This window comes from Gimesia maris (assembly GCF_008298035.1).
Lineage (GTDB): Bacteria > Planctomycetota > Planctomycetia > Planctomycetales > Planctomycetaceae > Gimesia > Gimesia maris.
Genome location: NZ_CP042910.1, coordinates 2,422,054 through 2,444,939 on the forward strand (window position 1 = coordinate 2,422,054; position 22,886 = coordinate 2,444,939).

Consider the following 22,886-nt stretch of genomic DNA (forward strand, 5'->3'; position numbering starts at 1 on the left):
ACCGGAGTGTATCAATAAAGCCCAGCAGGAAGACGGCTCTGTGGTGACTGGCGTATCTCTTTTTATTATCTCTGACAATGATTGATTTTGCGAGAGAACTCAAGAGTGTGGAAAATGAAACGGATCTCTTTTAACTAATTATCGCAGCGTTGCGTTCAGTCTGGTGGTTTCCCCTACCCCTGAACCGGGATCTACCCGTATGGGATTCCGCTGGCTTCTGGTAAAGTACCTTAGCAGAAGCTGAGACCGGGGTCTGATTGACTCATGCTCAGAAATGTATTCGCAGATTCGATCAATATCAATTCTGTTTTCAAACGGAATGCAATGACAGGGAGTGGCAGTATGGCGTTACAGGAGCCGCTGGTTTTGTGGTTTGATGAAATCGGTATTGCTGACGTACCTTCGGTGGGAGGTAAAAACGCTTCACTGGGAGAAATGTACTGTCAGTTAAATTCAGAGGGGATAAGCGTTCCCAATGGTTTTGCCACGACGGCAACTGCATATCGCTGTTTTTTAAAAGAAACGGGTCTGGATCAGCAGATCCGAGAGATCCTGCAGGATCTGGACACGACTGATATTTATAATCTTCAGCAGCACGGCCTGGAGGTCAGACATGCGATACTTTCTGCTGAGATGCCGACTTCGTTACAGAGGGAGATATTGCAGGCGTATGACAAATTGAGTGAAGCGTTGCCCGGCGGTATTGATGTTGCTGTTCGCAGCAGTGCAACCGCTGAAGATCTGCCGGATGCCAGTTTCGCCGGACAACAGGAATCGTACCTGAATGTACGTGGGCCAGCTACATTGCTGGAAACCTGTCGTCGCTGCTTTGCTTCGCTGTTTACAGATCGGGCCATTTCCTACCGAACCGAGAAGGGGTTCGATCATTTCGACATTGCGCTTTCCATTGGGATTCAACGCATGGTGCGTTCGGACCTGGCGGCTTCTGGAGTGATGTTTTCCATTGATACAGAAACCGGATTTAAAGATGCCGTTCTGATCAACGCGGCTTATGGACTGGGGGAAAACATTGTCCAGGGCAGTGTGAATCCGGATGAATTTTATGTTTTCAAACCGACATTGAAGCAGGGCTTCCAACCGATTTTGAAAAAAACACTGGGTTCCAAAGAGTTCAAACTGATCTACGATGCGGGAGGCGGCAAGATGACGCGTAACGTTCCCGTTGATCCGGTCGACAGGAAACGGTTTGCCATTACCGAGGAAGAGATACTCACACTCAGCCGCTGGGCGACCCGGATTGAAGAACATTACTCGTCGGTGCAGGGACGCTACTGTCCGATGGACATCGAATGGGCCAAGGATGGGAACACCGGAGAACTGTTTATCGTGCAGGCACGACCGGAAACCATTCATGGGAACCCACGGTCACAGACTCTCGAGACATATCATCTGAAAAAACGGGGCCGCGTGCTGGTTTCGGGGCACAGTGTGGGAGAACGCATCGGTCATGGCATCGCGCGGGTCATCGAGAGTGCGAAAAACCTGAATGAAGTGCAACCAGGTGATGTGCTGGTCACAGACCGAACCGATCCAGACTGGGAACCGGTGATGAAAATTGCCTCCGCGATCATTACCAATCGCGGAGGGCGGACCTGCCATGCAGCCATTATCAGTCGGGAACTGGGGGTACCGGCGATCGTGGGCGCAGAAACGGCTACCACTGCGATTCTATCAGGTCAACAGGTGACTGTCTGCTGTGCGGAAGGCGATACCGGTTATGTGTATGACGGGCAACTGGATTACGAAATTCAGGAAGTCAACCTGGATCGCTTACCTGAAACCAGAACCAGCGTGAAAATGATCGTAGGGAATCCGAACGAAGCATTTCGGCTTTCCCTGCTTCCCAGCGATGGCGTGGGGCTCGCGCGGATGGAATTCATCATCAACTCATTCATTCGAATCCATCCGATGGCATTGCTGGAATACAACCAGTTAAAAGATCCGATTTTAAAGTCGGAAATCGATCGACTGACCCCTGGCTACACAGATAAACCGGCATTTTTTGTGGACACACTGGCGCAGGGGGTCGGTATGATCGCTGCTGCCTTTTACCCGCGCGAAGTGATCGTGCGAATGAGCGATTTCAAAACCAATGAATATGCCAACCTGGTCGGGGGGGCGCAATTTGAGCCTGACGAAGAAAATCCGATGATCGGTTTCCGAGGGGCATCGCGTTATTATCATCCCCGCTACCGGGACGCATTCGGACTCGAGTGTCAGGCGATGCGCAAAGTGCGTGAGACGATGGGCCTGACGAATATGAAACTGATGATTCCCTTCTGTCGTACCGTGACAGAAGGAAGAAAAGTACTCGAAGAAATGGCACGCCATGGTTTACAGAGGGGGAAAGACGGTCTGGAAATTTATATCATGTGCGAAATTCCCAGTAATGTCATTCAGGCTGAGGCGTTTGCAGAAATCTTCGATGGGTTTTCGATCGGTTCCAATGATCTGACCCAGTTGACACTCGGCGTGGATCGCGATTCTGAAGTCGTTGCGTCAATCTTTGATGAACGTGATCCGGCGGTGATGGAGTCGCTGGCAACTGCCATCCAACGCGTGAAAGCAGCGGGGAAAAAGATCGGGATTTGTGGACAGGCTCCCAGTGACTACCCGGAAATCGCGGAATTTCTGGTGAAGCAGGGAATTGACAGTATCTCACTGAATCCAGATGCCGTTGTCAAAACGGTAACACGTATCGCGGAAGTAGAGGCTGACCTGGCATCTAGTAAATCTGTTGCTGGAATAGAAACATAGAAAGTGACCAAATGCTATGAATCATCGAGATCGAATGAAACCTGATCGTGTGGGGGAAACGAAAAAAAATTCACACGAACATTTACAGTATCTTCTGGACGGTCATGAACAGATTCTGGAGCATATTAAGGAACTGAATCACTGGTGGAGAGAACTGGATGAACGAGGCTTACCAAAATACGGAGAAATGGGAACCCGCATGGAAGGTTTACGGGATCTGCTCTCGAAGCATTTCCATGATGAGGAGCAGGAGGGGTATTTTAAACCGGTTATGGATGAGTCACCCGGATTTTGTATTATGGTTCCGGATTTTCGAGAAAAACATAAAAAATTCCTGACGCAGATCGGCGATTTCAGTACACGTTTGAAGCAGTCAGAGCCTCCCTTTCAGAACTGGAATGAAGCCTTGACGGAACTGCAGGGATTGCTGGATGAACTGCGCATTAGTGAAAACGAGGAAATCCAGCATGTACGCGAAGCGTACGAAAAATCTTCTTCCGACCATTCATCGTGAGAAAACTGCTGCAGGCTAAACTGTTGCCGACCGCATTTTTTCCGGGATATCATTGGCACCGCGATCAACGTACTTTCTTTCAGAAGTACAAAGAGCGTATCTTCTCGCTGGTCGATGTTGTATGCTCATTTCATTTCGTCACGGAAAACCATTATGAGCAGTTTACCGCCCACTCTGCTTCAACGTGCCACGACTTGATGATGATTGCCATATAACACGGAAAAAAATGTTTATGATCCTGCTTTATTCTGACCCTGTTTTCCTGAAACATGATACCGGGGATCTTCCGGAAAATGCCACTCGTATTCTTCCCGCAATGAGACGCGCCAGCCAGATTGCCATGCATGCACATTGTCGTCAGCGGTCATGGAATGAAGTTACAGATACCGTACTGGAACGCGTGCATTCGCAACAGTACATTCGTTTCGTGAAAGAGTTCTGCGAACAGGGGGGAGGGCATATTTCAGAAGATACGGTCGTCTGCCGCGAGTCATATGGAGTGGCGCGAAAGGCGGTCGGTGCTGTCTGCGATGCGGTGGAGCAGATTGTTCAAGACAAAGCAGAGCGGGCCTTCTGTCTGGTGCGTCCTCCCGGACATCATGCTGCGCCCGAATCGGCGCTGGGTTTTTGTGTGTTCAATAATGTAGCCGTCGGTGCGCGTCTGGCGATCAAGGAACTGGGACTGGAGCGGGTGCTGATTGTAGACTGGGACGTACATCATGGAGATGGTACGCAGGAAATATTCTGGGAAGATGGACAGGTTGGATTTCTGTCAATTCATCGTTCTTCGTTTTATCAAAATACGGGAACTGCTGCAGAAACAGGTGCCGGGAAAGGGCTGGGGACAACCATGAACGTTCCGGTTGAGTCGGGTACATCGCGGGAACACTATTGCGAGCTGTTCACAGCGGCTGTTGAACAAATGGCCGCACGCATCAGACCGCAACTCGTGCTGATCAGTGCTGGCTTCGATGCTCATAAAGACGACCCGATCGGATCACTGGGACTGGAAAGTGAAGATTATGCCAGGCTCACCCGGGTTGTCCTTGAAATCGCAAAAACGCATGCCAATGGACGTGTCGTAAGTGTGCTGGAAGGGGGATATAATCCCGGCGCTCTTGCAGAATGTATTGAACATCATTTACTGGAAATGGCATCTGCCTGAATATTGACAAGCGCAGTTCAGACGGATCACAAACAGCAGAGACAGTTTCTTATGCCGATTCGGAACCTTGATAAGATATTTCGTCCCCGTCGGGTTGCCGTGGTGGGAGCCAGTCAACGTCCACTGAGCGTCGGACAGACAGTATTTCAGAATCTGGTGTCAGGTGGATTTTCCGGCGAAGTCTATCCCGTGAATCCCCGGCATGCCCGGTTAGGCGAGCATCCCTGTTATCAATCTGTTCTGGACCTGCCTGAACCCGTCGATCTGGCTGTGATTTGCACTCCGGCACAAACGATACCCGATGTGATCCAGCAGTGTGGGACAGCGGGAATTCGGGGAATCGTGATTCTGTCAGCTGGTTTTCGTGAAACAGGAGCCGCAGGGAAAGAGCGGGAACTGCAGGTTCTGAGTATTGCCAGGCAGTTTTCCGGAATGCGAATTATTGGCCCGAACTGCCTGGGAATCATGGCTCCCTATGTCAATCTGAATGCGAGTTTTGCCACGGACATGCCCCTCACTGGAAATATTGCCTTTATCTCGCAGTCTGGCGCACTGTGCACTGCTGTATTGGATTGGGCGTTGCAGGAAAAGGTTGGTTTTTCTCATTTTGTCTCTGTGGGGAATATGCTGGATGTCGGCATTGCTGATTTGATCGACTACTTTGCCCTGGATCCGCAAACGAAGTCAATCATCCTGTACGTGGAGTCGATCACCGAAGCACGACAATTCATGTCGGCGGCGCGGGCATTTACTAAACATAAACCGATAATTGCCTACAAAGCAGGGCGTTTTCAGGAATCTGCCAAGGCGGCGTCATCTCATACAGGAGCGATGGCAGGCGTTGACGCTGTTTATGAAGCAGCATTCGCTCGCGCAGGGATCGTACGCGTTTTTGAACTGGATGACCTGTTTGACTGCGCTGAATTACTGGCGCGACACAGGCCTCCGCGGGGGGAACGACTGGCGATTCTCACCAATGCAGGAGGTCCCGGGGTCATGTGCACCGATGCGCTGCTGGAACGAAAAGGAGTCCTGGCATCGCTTTCGGAAGAGACCATTGAGCAGCTGAATCGTGTGTTACCGCCAGCCTGGTCGCATGGAAATCCGCTGGATATTCTGGGGGATGCACTGCCGGAACGATTTGGCAAGGCGCTTGAAATTATCCTCGTTGATTCTCAGGTGGATGGGGTACTGGTAGTCCTGTCTCCCCAGGCAATGACCGATCCTACCGGAGCTGCTGATGCGGTCATCAAAGCGGCGAAGCTGACATCGAAACCGATTCTCACTTCCTGGATGGGAGGAGGAAAAGTTCTTGAAGGAATAACACGTCTGACTGCTGCCGGCATACCCACCTACAATACTCCAGAGCAGGCCGTGCGGGCATTTATGTATCTGGTGACCTATGCCCGGAATCGTGAGTTTCTGTATGAAACTCCGCGCGCGATGCCGCTCCACTATTTGCTGGATCGACCGCACCTGAGGGAACTGGCTGACGCCGCGTTGCTGGAAGGACGCGATATCCTCTCCGAGTGTACTTCAAAAACACTCCTGGAAGCCTATGGGATCCCGGTCAATCGAACAGTTGTAGCTCGCAGCGCGGAAGAAGCTGTGCAGTTATCTCAACAGATGGGGCGGCCGGTTGTGCTCAAAGTCTATTCCGAACAGATTACTCACAAAACAGATGTGGGAGGCGTCGAACTGGATTTGTTCGATGATCGTGAAATCAGTGAAGCTTATGCACGCATCATGCAACGTGTGAAAGAATCGCGACCAGATGCGGATGTAGAGGGAGTGACGGTTCAGCGAATGGTTTCCGAGCCGGAAGGGCATGAACTGATTCTGGGGGTCAAACGCGATCCGGTATTTGGGATGGTGCTGCTGGTCGGAGCAGGGGGAACCTCTGCCGAATTGTACCAGGACCGTGCACTGGAACTGCCTCCTCTGAATGAACGGCTGGCGCGGCATGCGCTGGAATCGCTGCGTTCCTGGCCTTTATTGAACGGCTATCGAGGGCGCCCTCCTGTGAACCTGGATCAACTGATCGAAGTGTTGATCCGGCTGTCCTACTTTGTTGCCGATTTTCCGCAAATTGTGGAACTGGATATCAATCCTCTCATGGTGACACCCAGGAATTCCGTTGCCCTTGATGCTCGGATTGTTGTTGATCGAACACAGAGGGAAAAGTCGTCCCGTCCTTATTCTCAGCTGGCAATACGACCTTATCCGGACGAGTTTACAAAATCAGTGACGCTGAAGGATGGTACCCTCGTGCGCTTGCGACCGATTCAACCCGAAGACGAGGATAAATGGCATGAACTGCTACGGGGCTGTTCACCCGAATCCATTCGGGCACGGTTCCGGTTTACTTTTCAAGGTACAACACATGATATGGCAACCCGTTTCTGTTTTATTGACTATGACCGTGAAATTGCGATCGTCGCAGAGCGAGTCGATGATCCAACAGGAGAGCTGATTGGCGTGGGACGCATGGTGGCTGATGCGGATCATCAGGAAGCCGAGTATGCCGTGCTTGTGGGAGATCGCTGGCAGGGACAGGGGCTGGGATCCATGTTGACGGATTTCTGCCTGGAGGTATGCCGGACCTGGGGGGTAAAACGGATCGTGGCCGAAACGGCTCCGGATAACCGTCGCATGCTGGAACTGTTTCGAAAGCGTGGCTTTTCAAAAGAGAATACGCATTCTACGGATACCATCCTGCTGATGAAAAATCTGGATACCAGTTCTTTCTGAGCGGCTCCGGGCAGGAACTACCGGTGAGTCAATCAATCCTCTCACCCAAAAGATATACCAGCTCTTACGAAGTATCTGTCTGTGTATTGATCTCTCATATAAAGTCACATGAACAGAATTAAAGTATCGATACAAAATGTTTCGGCTTATGTGCATCAGTCAGACAGATGGCTGTTTTCCTGTCAGGTTGGTGCCAGGACCGATCTTTGACCGCTATGCGCTCTTGAAAGTCTTGATGGTACTGTTTTGAGAGCGGGGATGGCGGATGAATTCACGGCAATAACCGCGGCACAATGCAAGAATTTCTTACACGATCAGTCTGCGCAGAATGAAAATGCAGTTCACCTGGGAGTGAAGTCAGGACTCGAATAATCTGCATATTTGCAAAAATCGGTACTCTGCAGGTTCTGGTATATCTTTTGCGTTTACACGTGCAGCAGATTGTTAACAAACCCGGGTATCTTATTTCTGAGAGCATTCAGGAACATCATGTCGGAAGCACAACATCAACCCGAGTCCGCCGGACTCGCCGACCGGCTTGAAAAATCGCCAGCACTCTGGGCAGCGGGAATTGTGCTCTGCCTGTTCGGATTGACGTTCCTGATCTTGACGCCGGTATACGACACAAATGACGATCCGGTCATGGGGCTGGTGGCCTCCGGCTATGGGACAGTCGTCGGCCCTGATGAGCACCTGCTTTACACGAACGTGCTGATCGGATTGTTACTGAAGCACCTCTACATGCTGGCTCCACTCATTCCCTGGTATGGTGGCTACCTGCTGCTGGCCCAGTTCGTGGCTCACTGGCTTTTATTATATTCAATGCTCCTGTTGAAGCGAAATCGCCTGATACTGTTCAGCTACCTGATGTTTTATGTGGGGGTAGGAGTCTACTTTCTGGTGCACGTTCAGTTTACTTCAACAGCATTTCTGATCGGCCTGGCGGGCCTGTCGCTGATCATGGTCAGCCTGATGCTGGATTGCAGGGAAAGGCATCGGCCCTGGCTTAAATGGGGGGGAGCCTGCTGTCTGATCTTCGCCAGCCTGGTTCGTTTTCAGTCACTGCAGATGCTGGTCCTGACTTCTCTGCCAATGCTTCTGCTATTGTTCTATCAGTATTTCAGCAGTTTGAAGATCAAGGTCTATCTCCTGCCGGCTGCCCTGGCTGTCTTTGGTGTTCTGGGGGGGCATTATTATGACGCGCAATACTATCAACAGGATGAAGAATGGAGAGAATTTCTAACTTACCACGCCGCGTTGGCTCCCCTGATTAATGATATCGAAATCCCCTATAATGAGCAGACCCAGGAGGTCTTTGCTGATGTGAACTGGAGCAGGACTGATTACCGCGCGTTTCGTGAGTGGGTCTATCTGGATCAGGAAAAATTCAGCCTTGATCGAATGCAGCGGTTCCAACAGCAAGTCGCTACTTTACCTTTGAGTCAAATGCCTGAGGTGACCGCCTCCCGGATGCAGGCAGTCCGGCACGCGCTCACTCGTCCGGTCACTTATTTCAGTCTCTTCGCCACGCTGCTTTTTACATTCCTGGGACAGAAAGGAAGCTGGCAGAGAAAGAGTATCAAATGGACTGTCCTCTGGTGTGTTCTGATTATGGCTTACCTGGTGGTCTACAAGAAATTACCCGATCGGGTCTTTTCCTGCCTTATCGCTCTCTGCTTTTATTTTACGCTGCTGATGAATGTTACCGGTAAAGAAGGGCTGGCGGCGACCGGTCGTATCTTTCGCGGGCCACTCCTGCTCAAAACTGGTATGGTGATTCTAATTCTACTCAGCTCTGCTATGCTGCTGGGATACGTTTCCTGGTCAGACCGGATCGTAAAGCAGAACACCCGGCTGAAACAGGACGTGCAACTGCTGAAGGAGAAATTGCCGGATAAAGTGTTCGTGGCGATCTGGACATTTCCCATAGATCGATTTCTACCCCTGGATAATCAATCGGTATTCAAAGACTTCAAATATCTGTTTCTTAACGGACGCCAGGGTTCGCCTTTGTTTCAGAAAAAAATGAAAGCGTTCCAGATTGAATCACCGTTGGACGAACTGCTGGGATCAAGACAGATTTTCTTCATCTCACACCCTGAAATGGATTCCATGCTCAGAGAATATCTCAAAGAGTATTACGGCTCTGAGGTGTTTTGGAATCAGCTCTATGTCGGGGGAAATTTTGTGATTTATCAACTGGGGACAGAAGAGCTCCCGTCGAAGGTCCCCGAGAATTGATTCAGAGCTTGAGCGCATTCAGGGGGGCAAAACGAAACCTGATCTATTCACGACAGTTCAGAAGGTTGGTCGGTAACAGACTCAAACCGTTGATCTGGAAGATTACATTTCTGTCCGAATGACCAGTGTGAATCTGATCCGAATGCAACTGCAGCTTCAGAAGTGATTTCAAGACCGTTCCTGCTTCATTTGGAGTTCGGGGTTACTGGCCTGTGTGGCCTTGTGCTGGCTGAAAACGTTCTCAGGGGCTCAAATAGTGATCTCCAGGTGCAGTACAATGGAATGATGAAACTCTCCCGTGGGAGCGATTCTGCCCTGATTTACAGGTTGCATCAACGCTGAAACCGGTTAAAATGATCTTGTTAAATCCAGTGTTTCATTAAGTCTTCCTGCTTGAACATAGTGCCTCCATTGTTCAAGCATCAGAGATGCCTGCCACTGCCAGATGATCTGGATCGGGGTGTTAACTCATCGGGGTGTCTGAACCAACAGGCCAATCCTGATTAAAACTTCGATCACAGTTAAATGGCTGCCTCGTTTTCTGAAAGATTAATCATGCTGACCCGTAGAAAAATGATTCAAGGTATGGCGGCTGGTGCAGGTGCTGCACTGGGACTTCCCTTTCTTCCCGAACAGCTCCTGGCATCGTCGGCCCGTAAGGAGACTCCGAAGCGGATCGTGTTCTTCATGCAGAACCAGGGCTTCGATCCAGCCACCTGCATTCCGGAAGGGATGAAGCGCAGTGGCTCGCTGGCAAAAGTCAAACTCCCTGAGCCCATCAGTCCGCTGGAACCTTACAAGGAACGCCTGCACATTATCAATGGTCTGCATGGCATCCACACCAGCCCGTCGCACAGTGCCTTCTTTGGCGCTCTGGGGGGCTATCGCGGCAGTGACGGAGTGCCTCCCAGTGCAGCGACGATCGATTATGAATTGAGCAAAGTCTTGCCTCAGACACTTCTGCCTCACTTGTGTATTGGCATGGATTCCATCGAGAACATGAAGACCAAGCCTACCATCGCAACGCTTTCTGCCAGTGGTGCCGGTCAGCCGATTTTTATGCATTCCAATCCGAATCATCTTTACCAGATGTTGTATGGCGGTATCTCCACCGGTGATATTCGACTCCAGCATGAAGCCCGATTCAATTTACTCAATCAGATTGAAAAGTTGGCCGCTTCGAAGGGCCGATCGCTTCCGACTGCAGACCAGCAGCGTTACGGTCAATTTGTGAATGGATTCAAAGATGTCAATGGACTGCGTGATCGCCTGGATTCGGTTGCAGATCACCTGCGGAAATTTGCTCCCAAAGTGGATTCGCGATATACCAGTCCCGAGTATGAAACAGACTGGCATGATGCTTTGCTCGACCTGGGAATCTCGTCGCTCACATCAGGTATCACCAATACGCTGACCATTGGTTCGGGCCGCGGCGAAATCTTCGGAGCATGGAAGGGACTGGGCATCGAACAACAGGGGCACAATCTGGGGCACATGGCGCAGCCTGGCAATCCCATCTGGATTAAGATCCGTCAGTATAACAGCCGCATGCTGGTGAAGATCATCGAAGCACTGGAAAGCGTTCCAGAAGGAAGTAGTACGATGATGGACCACACGCTGATTGTTTACACCAGTAACAATGCGGACAAGCAGCATACCAGTGGTGCCAACTGGCCGGTTATGCTACTGGGTAATTTTGACGGCTCATTCAAGACAGGTTGCTTTACACAACTGGACGGTAAACGCCCCATCAACTCACTCTACGCGACGCTACTGCACACCGCGGGGGTTCCCTGTGATCACTTCAATATGAATGAGAAACTGGCCAGGAAGTTCGATACCACTACCGGCCCGATTCAGGAACTGCTGGTATGACCGGGTGCCGACTGGTTCTGGTTCTCGCGCTACTGTGCAGTCTGCTTACAGACGCTTCTGGTGAGACTTACACTCCCGGTCAAAAGGTTTCCCAAGACTTTGAGGCCTTTACTCAATCGTTTTTGAACAGGCATTGTGTGGACTGTCATGGGGAAACAGAATCTGAGGGCAATCTCTCGCTCCATGACCTGGGACCTGTCGACGAAGTCAATGCCGCGACCTGGAGAAGCGTGTGGGCACAGGTCACCCTGAAAGAGATGCCTCCCAAGGAGATGACTCAGCCCAAAGTAGTGGAACGGCTGCAGTTCTCAGACCTGATTGTCGGTGAACTGACACGCGTGATGCGCGACAAGGGTGGTTTTCATGATCATCTCGATCCGAATAAAGGGAACTATGTCGACCACAGCCTGCTGTTCGGCCCACTGCCAGAGGAAATCAAACTCACTCCTGCATCTTCGCCGGCACGCCTGTGGCGATTGACGCCTCAGGAACACATTACGCGCCTGAATGAATTGATCAATAAAGAGCCGGAGTACGATCCAGCTAAGCCTGGTTTGCGAACTCATGGAGATGTGGTTCCCACGAATCACGGCGGCGAACTTAAGCTCTACTTTGGTACAGATCGAATTATCAAATGGCAGGGGGGGACTGTGGCTTATGCGACGGCTGTCAAGAGTGTTCCCGCTGTGCTCTCATCGGCCCGAACTCATGGTCTGGAAAACTATCCTGACTTCTATTCTGTCAACAGTGCGGAGGCGACACAGATCCTGGGGATTTCTGAGGACATTCTGCGCTATATGGCTTATGGTCCTTTGAGCATCGCCAAGCCTTATCAGATTACGGATAATCCCCGGTCCATCGCGGACAAGATGAAAGGCGATATTCGCGGTTTACCCACAAGTATTGTTTACAGTACGAAGGTCGCGCGCCCCCTGACACCGGTCTATGATCTCATGCGGCAGGAAGGTGTTACCGATGAAGGTTTGCAGGCTGCCGTTGATTACCTGTTTGAAATGCTGACATTCCGTCCTCCGAGTAAAAAGGAGTCAGACGACTACACTGCGATTGTGAAACAGTCCATCGAGAAACTTGGTAAGGAAGACGGCGTCGTCCTTGGTTTGTCGTCTATTTTTCTCGAGCGTGACGCACTCTTCAGACCGGAACTTGCCAAAGCCGGTCAACCAGATCAATACGGACGTGTCATGCTGCAGGACTGGGAACTGGGGCTGGCAGTCAATCACGCGTTGCGCTACATCAAACCGGATGAAGAATTACGGGCAGCGATTGTTGAAGGACGTATGCGGACGAAGGCCGATGTAAAACGGGAAGTGGAACGGATGCTGGCCGACGACAGAATCAGGAAGCCTCGTATTCTGCGTTTCTTCCGTGATTACTTTGACTATGACCTGGCCGGTTACATCTGCAAAGACGCCCGGGCATTGGCACAAACGGGGGTGAGCAATCGAGGACAGGCGCATTACCGGGCGATGTTCGATGCGACAGCGAGTACGGATCGACTGATCGAACTGATCCTCAAAGAAGATCGGGATGTATTAAAGCAATTGCTAACCACGGATCGGGTTGTGGCCACTGATGCGGACAAAATCTATTTTGGTAAGCGGCGTTCCCGGGCAGAAGAGATTGCAGCCCGAAAGGCCGCAGAGGAACTGGCTCGAAAAGAGGCAGCCAAATCCGGGAAAGAGCCGCCGAAGCGTAAGAGGAGAAATCAGAACAGAGTGAATCACAGCGTCACCCCGGCGGAACTGTCTGGGACGGAGGTCTATGCACGTGTCAGTCGGCGCAGCTTCGGTACCGGATCGATGGAACCGGAACGGCTTCTCGCCACTGTACCTGAAGAACAACGCCTGGGGATTCTGACTCATCCCAGCTGGCTGGTCTCCCACTCCGACGCCATGGATAATCATGCGATCCGCCGCGGCAGATGGATTCACGAACGCTTACTGGGCGGCGGCATTCCCGATGTTCCCATCACCGTGGATGCCATGCTGCCGGATGAACCACAAAATACGCTCCGGGAACGGATGCGGGTCACCAGGCAGGAATATTGCTGGACCTGTCACAAGAAAATGGATCCACTGGGGCTGCCGTTTGAAATGTTTAACCATGCCGGCCTATATCGCGAGTTGGAACTTGAGAGGCCGGTTGACACAACGGGCGAGATCATTGATTCCGGTGATGCTGCCCTGGATGGTAAAGTTGCCAACGCGATTGAGCTGATAGAAAAGCTTGCAGCCAGCGAGCGGTCCGAACAGGTCTTCGTCCGCCACGCGTTTCGTTTCTGGATGGGCCGCAACGAAACCCTCAATGATGCCCCGGTTCTTCAGGCAGCGTATCGCGCTTACAAAGAGAACGGCGGCAGCATGAATGCACTGCTGGTATCGCTGCTCACCTCGGATGCGTTTCTCTACCGCACGGTTTCAGAAAAAAAGGGGTCAGGACTCAATAAATAAGAGACCTAGTATCTCGGGTACGAGCGGCATTGGACCAGGCTTACAGAATTGATGTGGCTGGTTATATTGATAAGAGCTCATCCCTGATGGCCATCAGGGATGAGCTGCGACTTTGTAGATCGTCGAGTCCTGGGTGCTGATAGACACCGTGGGTCAGTTGGATCGCAGAGCCGCATCGTTTTCAACCCGAACAGTCGCTAGAGCCACTCAGGTGAGCTCGTATTTTACTAGGATGGGACACACGATGAAAGACTCCTCTTCAATTTCTGTGGTTGGCATTGATGTTTCTAAAGATTCACTCGATCTCTTCCATACGATTAATGGCCAGCAGCAGAAGATCGCTTATCAGCAGGATTCCCTCAAGCTGCTTGCCCGGCAGATCATCAAGCTCAACGCAACCGTCGTCATGGAAGCCACGGGTGGCTACGAAAAGAAACTGGTCAAATATTTACAGAGCCAGGGAATTGCATGTGCCGTGGTGAATCCGAAGCTGATTCGTGACTTTGCCAGAGCCTGTGGGAAGCTTGAGAAAAACGATGCCATCGACGCCAGGATCATCGCCTCTTTTGGACAGATGATGCAACCGAGGACGATGGGAAAAATCGATCGAAACAGGGAGAAACTCAAGTTGCTGGCAACTCGTCGAGAACAGGTTCAAAGTATGATTACCCAGGAATCCAATCGTCAGCAGCAAATTGAGGATCGGCAAATTCGGGCCTTCATTCAACGGGCGATCCAACTCTATCAGAAACAGCTTAAAAAACTGGACAATGAAATGCTGAAGGTCATTGAAGCCGACCAGACCATGAAACAGAAGTCCGAAATTCTGCTCTCTGCGAAAGGTGTCGGCCCGGCAACAACCGCTAACCTGATTGCCGGGCTGCCTGAACTCGGGCAACTGAATCGGCAGCAGATCGCCAAGCTCGTCGGCCTGGCTCCTCTCGTTCGGGACAGTGGCAAATTCAAAGGGCAGCGCAGAACATATGCCGGCAGAAGCCAGATACGGCGGATCCTTTATATGGCGACCTTAGTAGCCACGCGCTGGAACAGTCGCATCAAAGCATTTTACTTGTCCTTATTGGAAAGAGGTAAACCGAAGAAGCTGGCCATCACAGCCTGCATGAGAAAGTTTATCACCATCCTGAATTCCATGATGAAAAACAATCAGACGTGGGATCAAAATCTTCTTGCTTCTTGACATAATCCAAGACAGTCGCTGACCCCTTTAAAATTCATCAGGTCGGGATTCGCTCGTTGACCCAGGTTCCGAAGTATATGAAACCGTGTCCCCCGTGAGGTTTTGCCAGTTTTGCGATGTCCACGGCATGCTGACGGTCGGCGACTTCCACGGACACGGCACAATGTCCCAGCTTCAGCTCTCGGATACCGGTTTGGATGATGCTGTCTTCAGAATCTGAGAAGAAGAAGCGATGTTCCTGCATTCGTTCCAGGATGTGAATTCCGTCTTCTCCATAAAGCAAAGTCACAGACGTCTCTGGATAGCCGGTAGCCAGTAATGTATCCGCAAATGATTCAAACTTCTCTTTACCATCAAGAAAGCCGATCACCTTGCCGGCTGGGCCAGTGAGAGTTTGCCCATGGTCAATCATCGGTTCACGTGTCATGAGTGTGTTCCTGTTGGTTGAAGGTTATGTCGATGGTCCATCCCATGTTCATTGTCTCAGCATAATAACTGTCAAGCACAGCAAACCAGCGCGGGTCTTGCCATACTTGATCAGCTGTGCGCAGACTGCTCCCAGTCGATTTCACTCCTTTTATCCCTTAGAGGATTCAATCGAGTATGAACTCTCCTGGTTACTGAAAAAATGGAGATGCAAAACGATTTAAAGCAACTGCAATGCCGGAGAACAAATTTCCTCTGTTTTAAGTCGTGCTCAGGAGAAATATGAGAACACGATGAATCGAAATTGTCTGTCGACTGCTTCCCTATAAACTCAGTGGTTTTTTCGATGGAAACCCGAATCAAGAGGAAAGTTTCTCGCAGTGTTACTAATCGTATGGGATTTGCAGGGAGAGTACTGTGTATCAACTTGAGAGAATGAGGACAGACCATTATTTACAGCATGTAGTGTCGGGTTACTGCAGTCGGATAGAAACTGCTCTCTGGGTTCACAGGGATCTGCTGTTCAGACACTGAGTATTTTGACTGGAACGCGAACATAAACGAGTAAATAAAAGAGGAAACATCCCGTTGATTGCTCAGCGCTCACTCTGGTTTGCCAGCTGCCTTTTATTCTTACAGTTGTTCAAATAATTGAAGTAAATGAACTTCCTGATCTCATAGCTAATAATCTGTGAACAATATCAAAGAAAAAAGACTGCCAAACCATGTATCAACTGGATCTGCCACTCTGGGGAGATATATCCGTATTTATTGTTGCGGCGATCGTGATTGGAATCTCTGGGGTGAAGCTGGCTGAATACGCAGATCGACTGGCAGATCGGACCGGCCTGGGAGAAGCAGTGACCGGTACCATTATGCTGGGACTGATTACCGCGCTACCGGGACTGGCTGCTTCCGTCACAGCTGCTTTGCAGGGAAATGCGGTACTGGCATTGAGTAATGCGATGGGAGGAATCGCCTTTCAGACGATGGTCCTGGCACTGGCCGATCTGATGTATCGCAAAGCCAATCTCGAACATGCTGCTGCTTCAGCGACGACGATGATGCAGACAATTATGTTGATTCTACTGATTTCGATTGTGCTTTCAGGGTTAAGCAGTCCCAATGTTGTGGTGGGACCAGTTCATCCAGCCACTCTGTTATTGTTGGGAGGAGCCGCTTTGGCGTTCTGGCTGACTTATCGTGTGAAGGAGCAACCGATGTGGCATCCCCAAGATACAGCCGAAACCGTGGCAGACAAACCAGCCAAAGGATCACAGCATGAGCGACTCTGGTTGCTCTGGAGCGGTCTGGTCATTTCAGGTCTGCTGACTCTCATCAGTGGGAGTCTGGTTGCAGAGACCGCTGCTAATATTCAGGAGAAGACGGCGATTTCCGCATCGCTGATTGGAGGCTTTCTGATGGCAGGCGCGACATCTTTACCGGAGTTGGTAACCTGTCTGGCGGCTGTAAAACGGGGAGCACTTACACTGGCTGTCAGCGATGTCGTTGGTGGGAACTTCTTTGATGTACTGTTTATTGCTGCGGCTGATTTTTTCTTCCTGAGTGGTTCTCTGTATCATGCGTCCGGTGTGGGAATGCGCGAAATCTTTCTGATTTCAATTACGCTGTTACTGAATGTGATTCTGCTTTCCGGTTTAATTTACAGACAGAAGCATGGTCCTGCCAATATCGGCTTTGAAAGCGTATTGATGCTGGTTTTGTATCTGTGTGGCTTCATACTGCTGTCGTATATGAACTGAATGTAATTGTTTCAGTACGTCAGACTGTCACAGATGAGACCTGCTGTATTGTTTGGGGAGTATTGTAATTCAGATGTGTAAATCGACTTTGAAATCCCTGGAGGTGAGCAGGGAATTCCTTGAAAATTTGGTAATACAGATGTAAAGTAGGCGGAGATGAAGTTCTAAAGAGCATTTCCGGCTTTACTCTGGTGGCCTTCCTCAGTGACTTAATTGAAAATATCTGCAGGATCTTCAGGTACTCTGATCACAGTCAAAAACTGACGTTTATGGATAGCTGAATGATGTGTGAAGTGACTGCTAAATGAGGCGGACCATGTATGCCAAAATCTGCGGAAGAAAAACACATTCAAAACTCTTCCACATTAATCGTTGTCGCAATCGGCGCTTCTGCTGGTGGACTGAATGCCGTTAAGAATTTCTTTTCGACCATTAAAGCCAGGCCCGGCTATGCGATCGTTGTCATTCAGCATATGCTGCCTGAAGGCGCAGAGACATTACTGAAAACGATGGAGCAGATCTGTCCTCTGCCTGTCTCAGACATTGATCAGAATACTCAGGTTAAAAAGAATCACGTCTATATAGCCCCCCCACACTGCAGCGTTCAGTTTGACGATGCGCCTTGTTTTTCTGCAAGTGCGGTCATGCAGGAGGGGCAGGGGACTCCGGTGATCAATCCCTCATTTCGTTCCCTGGCGGAAATTGCAGGCTCGAATGCCGTGGGGATTATTCTGTCGGGAATGGGTAGTGATGGTACGTACGGTCTGAACGCGATCCGGGAAGCCGGCGGAATGACCATGGTTCAGGATCCGGAATCTTCAGAGTACGATGACATGCCTGCCAGCGCAATTCATTCCGAGAACATCGACTATGTACTGCAGCCAGCTCAGATGCCTGCGGAACTCGATGCCTACCTGATATTTCTGAATCGCAGAACTCAGCGGAAAATTGATGAGCAGGACTTATTGAACGAGGTAGAAAACCATCTGCCACGTATCTGTGATCAGTTACTGGAAGCAACCAATCACGATTTCCGGCATTATAAAACGGGGACTTTAATACGACGGATTATCCGCCGCATGCAGGTCTTACGATTCAATGATGTGAATCAATATCTGTCACACCTGTCTGCGAATCGGGATGAAAGTCAGGCTTTGTTTCGCGAGTTGTTGATCAGCGTGACCGCCTTTTTTCGTGATCCGAAGACCTTCGCGATTCTGGCAGAGAGCTATATTCCAAGCCTGTTTGAAAATCGGGAGCGGGATCAATCGATCCGCATCTGGGTTCCTGGTTGTGCCAGTGGAGAAGAAGCCTATTCACTGGCCATGCTGTTGTACGAAGCCCGGGAACAGGCAAAGATTGATGTGGAAATGCATGTTTTTGCGACTGACATCGATGAACGGGCACTGGCGATCGGGCGGGAAGCCGTTTATCCACTTTCCATTGAAGAACATGTATCGCAGGAGCGGCTGGAACGTTTTTTTATCAAAAAAGGGAAGCATTACCGTGTGGTCAAAGAGATCCGGGAGTTGTGTGTTTTTTCGACTCATAATCTCATAAGTGACCCTCCTTTTTCTCAACTGGATCTGATCTCCTGCCGCAACCTGCTGATCTATCTGGATGCGTCATTACAGCAGCGTATCGTGCCCGTATTTCACTTTGCCTTGAAACAGAATGGCCTGCTACTGCTGGGGCCCTCTGAAAATATGATGATGCATACGGACATGTTTCGTCCCCTGGATAAGAAACATTGTATTTCACAGCGTAAATCAGTTCCCATTCAAACCTCCGCATTGCGGTACACTTCGAATCGCTCCCGCAATTATCAAACAGGTCATGAGAGTCTGGAAGTGCAGACGACAGATATTCCCGGTATTGCCCAACGGATTCTCCTGGCAGAGTATGCTCCCCGGTATGCAGTAGTCAGTGAGGAATCACATATTCTGACAACATCAGCGGGGATCGAACAGTTTCTGGAATTCCCGGATGGAAGCTTTCATAATAATCTCATTAAAATGACACGCACCGGTCTGCGGAACGGCTTACGGACTGCCTTAACGGAAGCCTGCAGAACAAGGGAGAAGGTGGAAGTCAATGATCTCTCCTACAAAACAGCAAGTGATCTGCGACGCGCGCGACTGGCAGTTCATCCACTGCCCGAAATCAGCCAGGATACCGAATTATTCCTGGTGATTTTTGAAGATCAGGGACCGATCGTGCACCACACATCGTTTTCAGATAGGACGAATGCCAATGCTGCAGAGAGCGACTCGGTAATTGAGCAACTGGAATCAGAACTGGAACGGACTCGAACAGAACTGGAAAACAGTGTTCAGGAACTTGAGGGTTCTAATGAGGAACTGAAATCTTCAAATGAAGAACTGCTATCCATCAATGAAGAGTTGCAGTCCGCCAATGAAGAACTGGAAACGTCCAAAGAGGAAATTCAGGCCAGTATGGAAGCGTTGACTCGTGCCCAGTCTGATCTGGAAAACCTGCTGAACGGGACGAAAATCGCGACGATCTATCTGGATCGGCAGATGCTGATCAAAAGTTTCACGACTTCTGCAAAAACAATTTACAATCTGAATGCGACTGATGTGGGGCGTCCGCTTTCGGATATCACTCACAATGTAAAGCGAATGCCGAAGATCCCATCGCTTGAAAATACCAGAAAGCAAAACGGCCAGTTCGAAGATGAGATGCAATTGAAAAATGGAACCTGGCTTTTACGACGCATCTTGCCTTACGAAAGTGATGGTGAATTTGATGGCATGATCCTGACTTTTCTGGATGTGACAGAGTTCAAGCTGGCGGAGATTCGACTGGAAACCGAACATGCCATCACCCAACTTCTGGCTGAAGCGAATTCATTAAAAGAAATTGATCAGACCATTCTGCAGACCATTCGCAAATGTCTGCAGGCGAGTGTGGGACTGCTCTGGCTCCCTGACAAATCGTATGAGAGGCTTGTTCTGGAAACCAGTGTGGCAACCAACGTCACCAAAAACCGTGAATTCCTGAAGAGTAATACATCCATCCAGTTTGCTTGTGGAGAAGGACTGCCGGGGACAACCTGGCAGAACATGCAGACCGAGTGGTGCGAGGATATTCAAACCCTGGTCTGGTATAACCGCTCTGAAGCCGCCAGCAAGAGTGGGCTGGTCAGTGGTATTGCGATTCCGATTATATTTGACAGGCAATGTCAGGGGATTATGGAATTTTATACCAGGGAACACTTAAAACGTGATCCCCTCCTGGCGAATATGTTTTCTTCCATCGGTTACGAAATTGGTTCGTTTCTCAGTCGCTGTCGGATCCAGGATCAGTTGTACGAGGAGGTCGCACGAAAAAATGCCATATTGTCTTCGGCCATCGATTGTATCATCACCACCGATGCCGCCGGGAATATTGTTGATTTCAACCCGGCAGCGGAACGGACTTTTGGATACACTGCGCAAGAGGTCATCGGTAAGACACTGTGTGATCTGTTACTTCTGGAAGAGTATCATGAGCGTTACCATACCGCTCTGGAACAGTTTCTGAAAACTGGTGAATCCGATTTGATCGGGCGACACATCGAATTACCGGTAATGCATCAGGATGGCAGCCACTTTCCAGTCGAACTGGCCATCAGTGTCACGCATCTGGAAGACGGGCATCCATTTTTTACTCTGTGTTTGAGAGACATCAGCTTACGCAAACAGCAGGAAGAGGCGCTCCGGGACAGTGAAGGTCGATCCAAGGCACTGGTTGAAGCTTCTGCGCATATGGTCTGGACGATGACTCCTGATGCCCGGACGGTAGAGGATTCTCCCACCTGGCGTGAATTTACCGGTCAGACTTATGAGGAGTGGAAAGACAAAGGCTGGATAGATGGGATCCATCCCGATGATCGTGAGCAGACACTGCGGAACTGGCAGACAGCATTCGAATCTGTGACTCCCCTTGATTGTGAGTACCGCTTATGCAACAGAGAAGGGGAGTGGTGCTGGACCTCGGTACGGGCGGTGCCCCAGATCAATTCGGAAGGGACTGTGTTGCGCTGGGTGGGGATGAACCTTGATATCACCCGGCAGAAACATCTGCAGCAGGAAGTTGAGGCAAACGAAAAACGACTGTTCATGGCATTGAAAGCAGCGGGAATGGCAGCCTGGGAATGGCAACCTCACGCCAGTTTCTGGTCCAATGAATTGTATGAACTGCTGGGAATTCCGAATACGACATCAGCTTCACCAGAAACATTATTTTCCTGTGTCTACAAGGAGGATCTTCCCGGTTTGATTAAAGCATGGGATGAGGCCGTTCAGGGGGAGAAAGAATATGATCAGATATTTCGGATTGTGCGCCCCGATGGAGAAATCCGCTGGTTAGCCGGTGTCGGAGAAATCGTTCGTGATCCCCAAGGCAACGTGACACAGATCTTTGGGTTGAACTGGGATTTCACTCAGGAGCGGGAAGGAGAAGAAGCGCTTCGTAGAAGTGAGAAGCAGGCGAAACAGGCCAATGTTGCCAAGAGTGCTTTTTTAGCGAATATGAGTCATGAAATCCGTACGCCGATGACAGCCGTTCTGGGATATACCGATCTATTGATTGGTATGGAACAGGAGCAGGAGAAGGCAGAGTATCTCCAGAATATCAAACGTAATGGAAACTTTCTGCTGGAAATTATAAATGATATTCTGGACTTATCTAAAATTGAAGCCGGTAAGCTGGAGATCAGTCAGGAATCATTTTCGCTGAATGAAATGCTTGCAGATTTACAATCCATGATGCGTGTCCGTGCTGAGGAAAAGAACCTGGAATTTGGTATTGAGTTTATCAGTGATCTCCCGGAGCGAATTGAAACTGATCCCAAACGATTACGTCAGATCCTGTTGAACCTGATCAGTAATGCGATCAAATTTACAGAGACGGGCAGTGTGAAAGTGGTGATTAATTTCCTCAGAGAGAAAGCGGATGCTGTCTTAAAATTTGATGTGATTGATACCGGGATTGGTATTACGCCAAAACAACAGTCTCGCTTATTCCAGTCATTTTCGCAGGGTGATGCGTCCGTTACCCGCAATTACGGAGGTACAGGCCTGGGGCTGGCAATCAGTCAACGCCTGGCAGGAATGCTGAATGGTAACATTTCTGTTTCCAGTAAGCCGGGAGAAGGGAGTACCTTCAGTTGCACGATAAATCTACCGGTGAGAGAAAACGTTAAAATAACGAGCCCCAATCTGGAAGTGGTACCCATAAAAGCTATTACAACCGTACGGGAGTATCAGCTTCAATGCCGTGTGCTGATTGTGGATGATCAACGGGATGTCCGCCATCTGACGCATCTGTTACTGCAGCGGGCAGGCATCGAGACCGAATTCGCGGAAGACGGAATCCAGGCAGTGGAACTGATCGAGAACCAGTTACAGAACGGCTTGACTGTTGATTTAATTTTGCTTGATATGCAAATGCCGCGAATGGATGGCTACCAGACAGCGGCCCGGCTGCGCGAAATCGGTTTTCGCCGGGCGATCATCGCACTGACCGCCGATGCGATGCAGGGGGATATGAACCGGTGTCTGGAACTGGGGTGCGATGACTATCTGAGCAAGCCAATCGACTCCAATGAACTGCTGGAGATGATATCGCGTTACACAAGTCAGGGCAGAGATCTGTAACAGGATCTTCTTTATGATCCAGGAACGAAAAGTTCGACTGT

General features: G+C 50.1%; 11 protein-coding genes. 10 read left to right on the forward strand and 1 reads right to left on the reverse strand.

The features are described from left to right. Window positions 1-342 precede the first annotated feature (342 nt). The 8 genes from ppsA to GmarT_RS09185 all read left to right on the forward strand — a co-directional run bounded on the left by ppsA (window position 343) and on the right by GmarT_RS09185 (window position 14,993). Window positions 343-2,778, forward strand: a complete 2,436-nt coding sequence (ppsA, locus tag GmarT_RS09150) for a phosphoenolpyruvate synthase (RefSeq protein ID WP_198139394.1) — start codon at window positions 343-345, stop codon at window positions 2,776-2,778. Window positions 2,779-2,812: 34 nt separating this feature from the next. Beyond that, complete coding sequence (locus GmarT_RS09155; RefSeq protein ID WP_233468681.1) at window positions 2,813-3,292, forward strand: hemerythrin domain-containing protein; 480 nt, start codon at window positions 2,813-2,815, stop codon at window positions 3,290-3,292. Between the two features lie 232 nt (window positions 3,293-3,524). Continuing rightward, window positions 3,525-4,457 (forward strand): histone deacetylase family protein, encoded by a 933-nt coding sequence (locus GmarT_RS09160; protein WP_002644687.1) that lies wholly within the window; start codon window positions 3,525-3,527, stop codon window positions 4,455-4,457. A gap of 51 nt (window positions 4,458-4,508) precedes the next feature. Continuing rightward, window positions 4,509-7,208 (forward strand): bifunctional acetate--CoA ligase family protein/GNAT family N-acetyltransferase, encoded by a 2,700-nt coding sequence (locus GmarT_RS09165; protein WP_002644686.1) that lies wholly within the window; start codon window positions 4,509-4,511, stop codon window positions 7,206-7,208. A gap of 489 nt (window positions 7,209-7,697) precedes the next feature. Further along, on the forward strand, window positions 7,698-9,449 hold the full coding sequence (locus tag GmarT_RS09170) for a hypothetical protein (protein WP_002644684.1): 1,752 nt from the start codon (window positions 7,698-7,700) through the stop codon (window positions 9,447-9,449). A gap of 555 nt (window positions 9,450-10,004) precedes the next feature. Beyond that, on the forward strand, window positions 10,005-11,324 hold the full coding sequence (locus tag GmarT_RS09175) for a DUF1552 domain-containing protein (RefSeq protein WP_002644682.1): 1,320 nt from the start codon (window positions 10,005-10,007) through the stop codon (window positions 11,322-11,324). Beyond that, window positions 11,321-13,795, forward strand: a complete 2,475-nt coding sequence (locus GmarT_RS09180) for a DUF1588 domain-containing protein (RefSeq protein WP_002644681.1) — start codon at window positions 11,321-11,323, stop codon at window positions 13,793-13,795. Before GmarT_RS09175 ends, GmarT_RS09180 begins: the two co-directional genes overlap by 4 nt. A gap of 244 nt (window positions 13,796-14,039) precedes the next feature. After that, window positions 14,040-14,993 carry an IS110 family RNA-guided transposase gene (locus GmarT_RS09185; protein WP_002643830.1) on the forward strand — a complete coding sequence of 318 codons (954 nt, stop codon included), beginning with the start codon at window positions 14,040-14,042 and terminating at the stop codon, window positions 14,991-14,993. Window positions 14,994-15,030: 37 nt separating this feature from the next. Here GmarT_RS09185 and GmarT_RS09190 read toward each other — a convergent pair whose 3' ends face one another. Beyond that, window positions 15,031-15,420 (reverse strand): hypothetical protein, encoded by a 390-nt coding sequence (locus tag GmarT_RS09190; protein ID WP_002649116.1) that lies wholly within the window; start codon window positions 15,418-15,420, stop codon window positions 15,031-15,033. Window positions 15,421-16,144: 724 nt separating this feature from the next. Between GmarT_RS09190 and GmarT_RS09195 the strand changes: the two genes are divergently transcribed. Together GmarT_RS09195 and GmarT_RS09200 are read left to right on the forward strand one after the other, a co-directional pair. Continuing rightward, the gene (locus tag GmarT_RS09195; protein WP_002649115.1) at window positions 16,145-17,182 is read left to right on the forward strand and encodes a sodium:calcium antiporter; all 1,038 of its coding nucleotides are present in this window, start codon (window positions 16,145-16,147) and stop codon (window positions 17,180-17,182) included. A gap of 320 nt (window positions 17,183-17,502) precedes the next feature. Then, window positions 17,503-22,845 (forward strand): CheR family methyltransferase, encoded by a 5,343-nt coding sequence (locus GmarT_RS09200; RefSeq protein WP_002649114.1) that lies wholly within the window; start codon window positions 17,503-17,505, stop codon window positions 22,843-22,845. The last annotated feature ends 41 nt before the right edge of the window (window positions 22,846-22,886 follow it).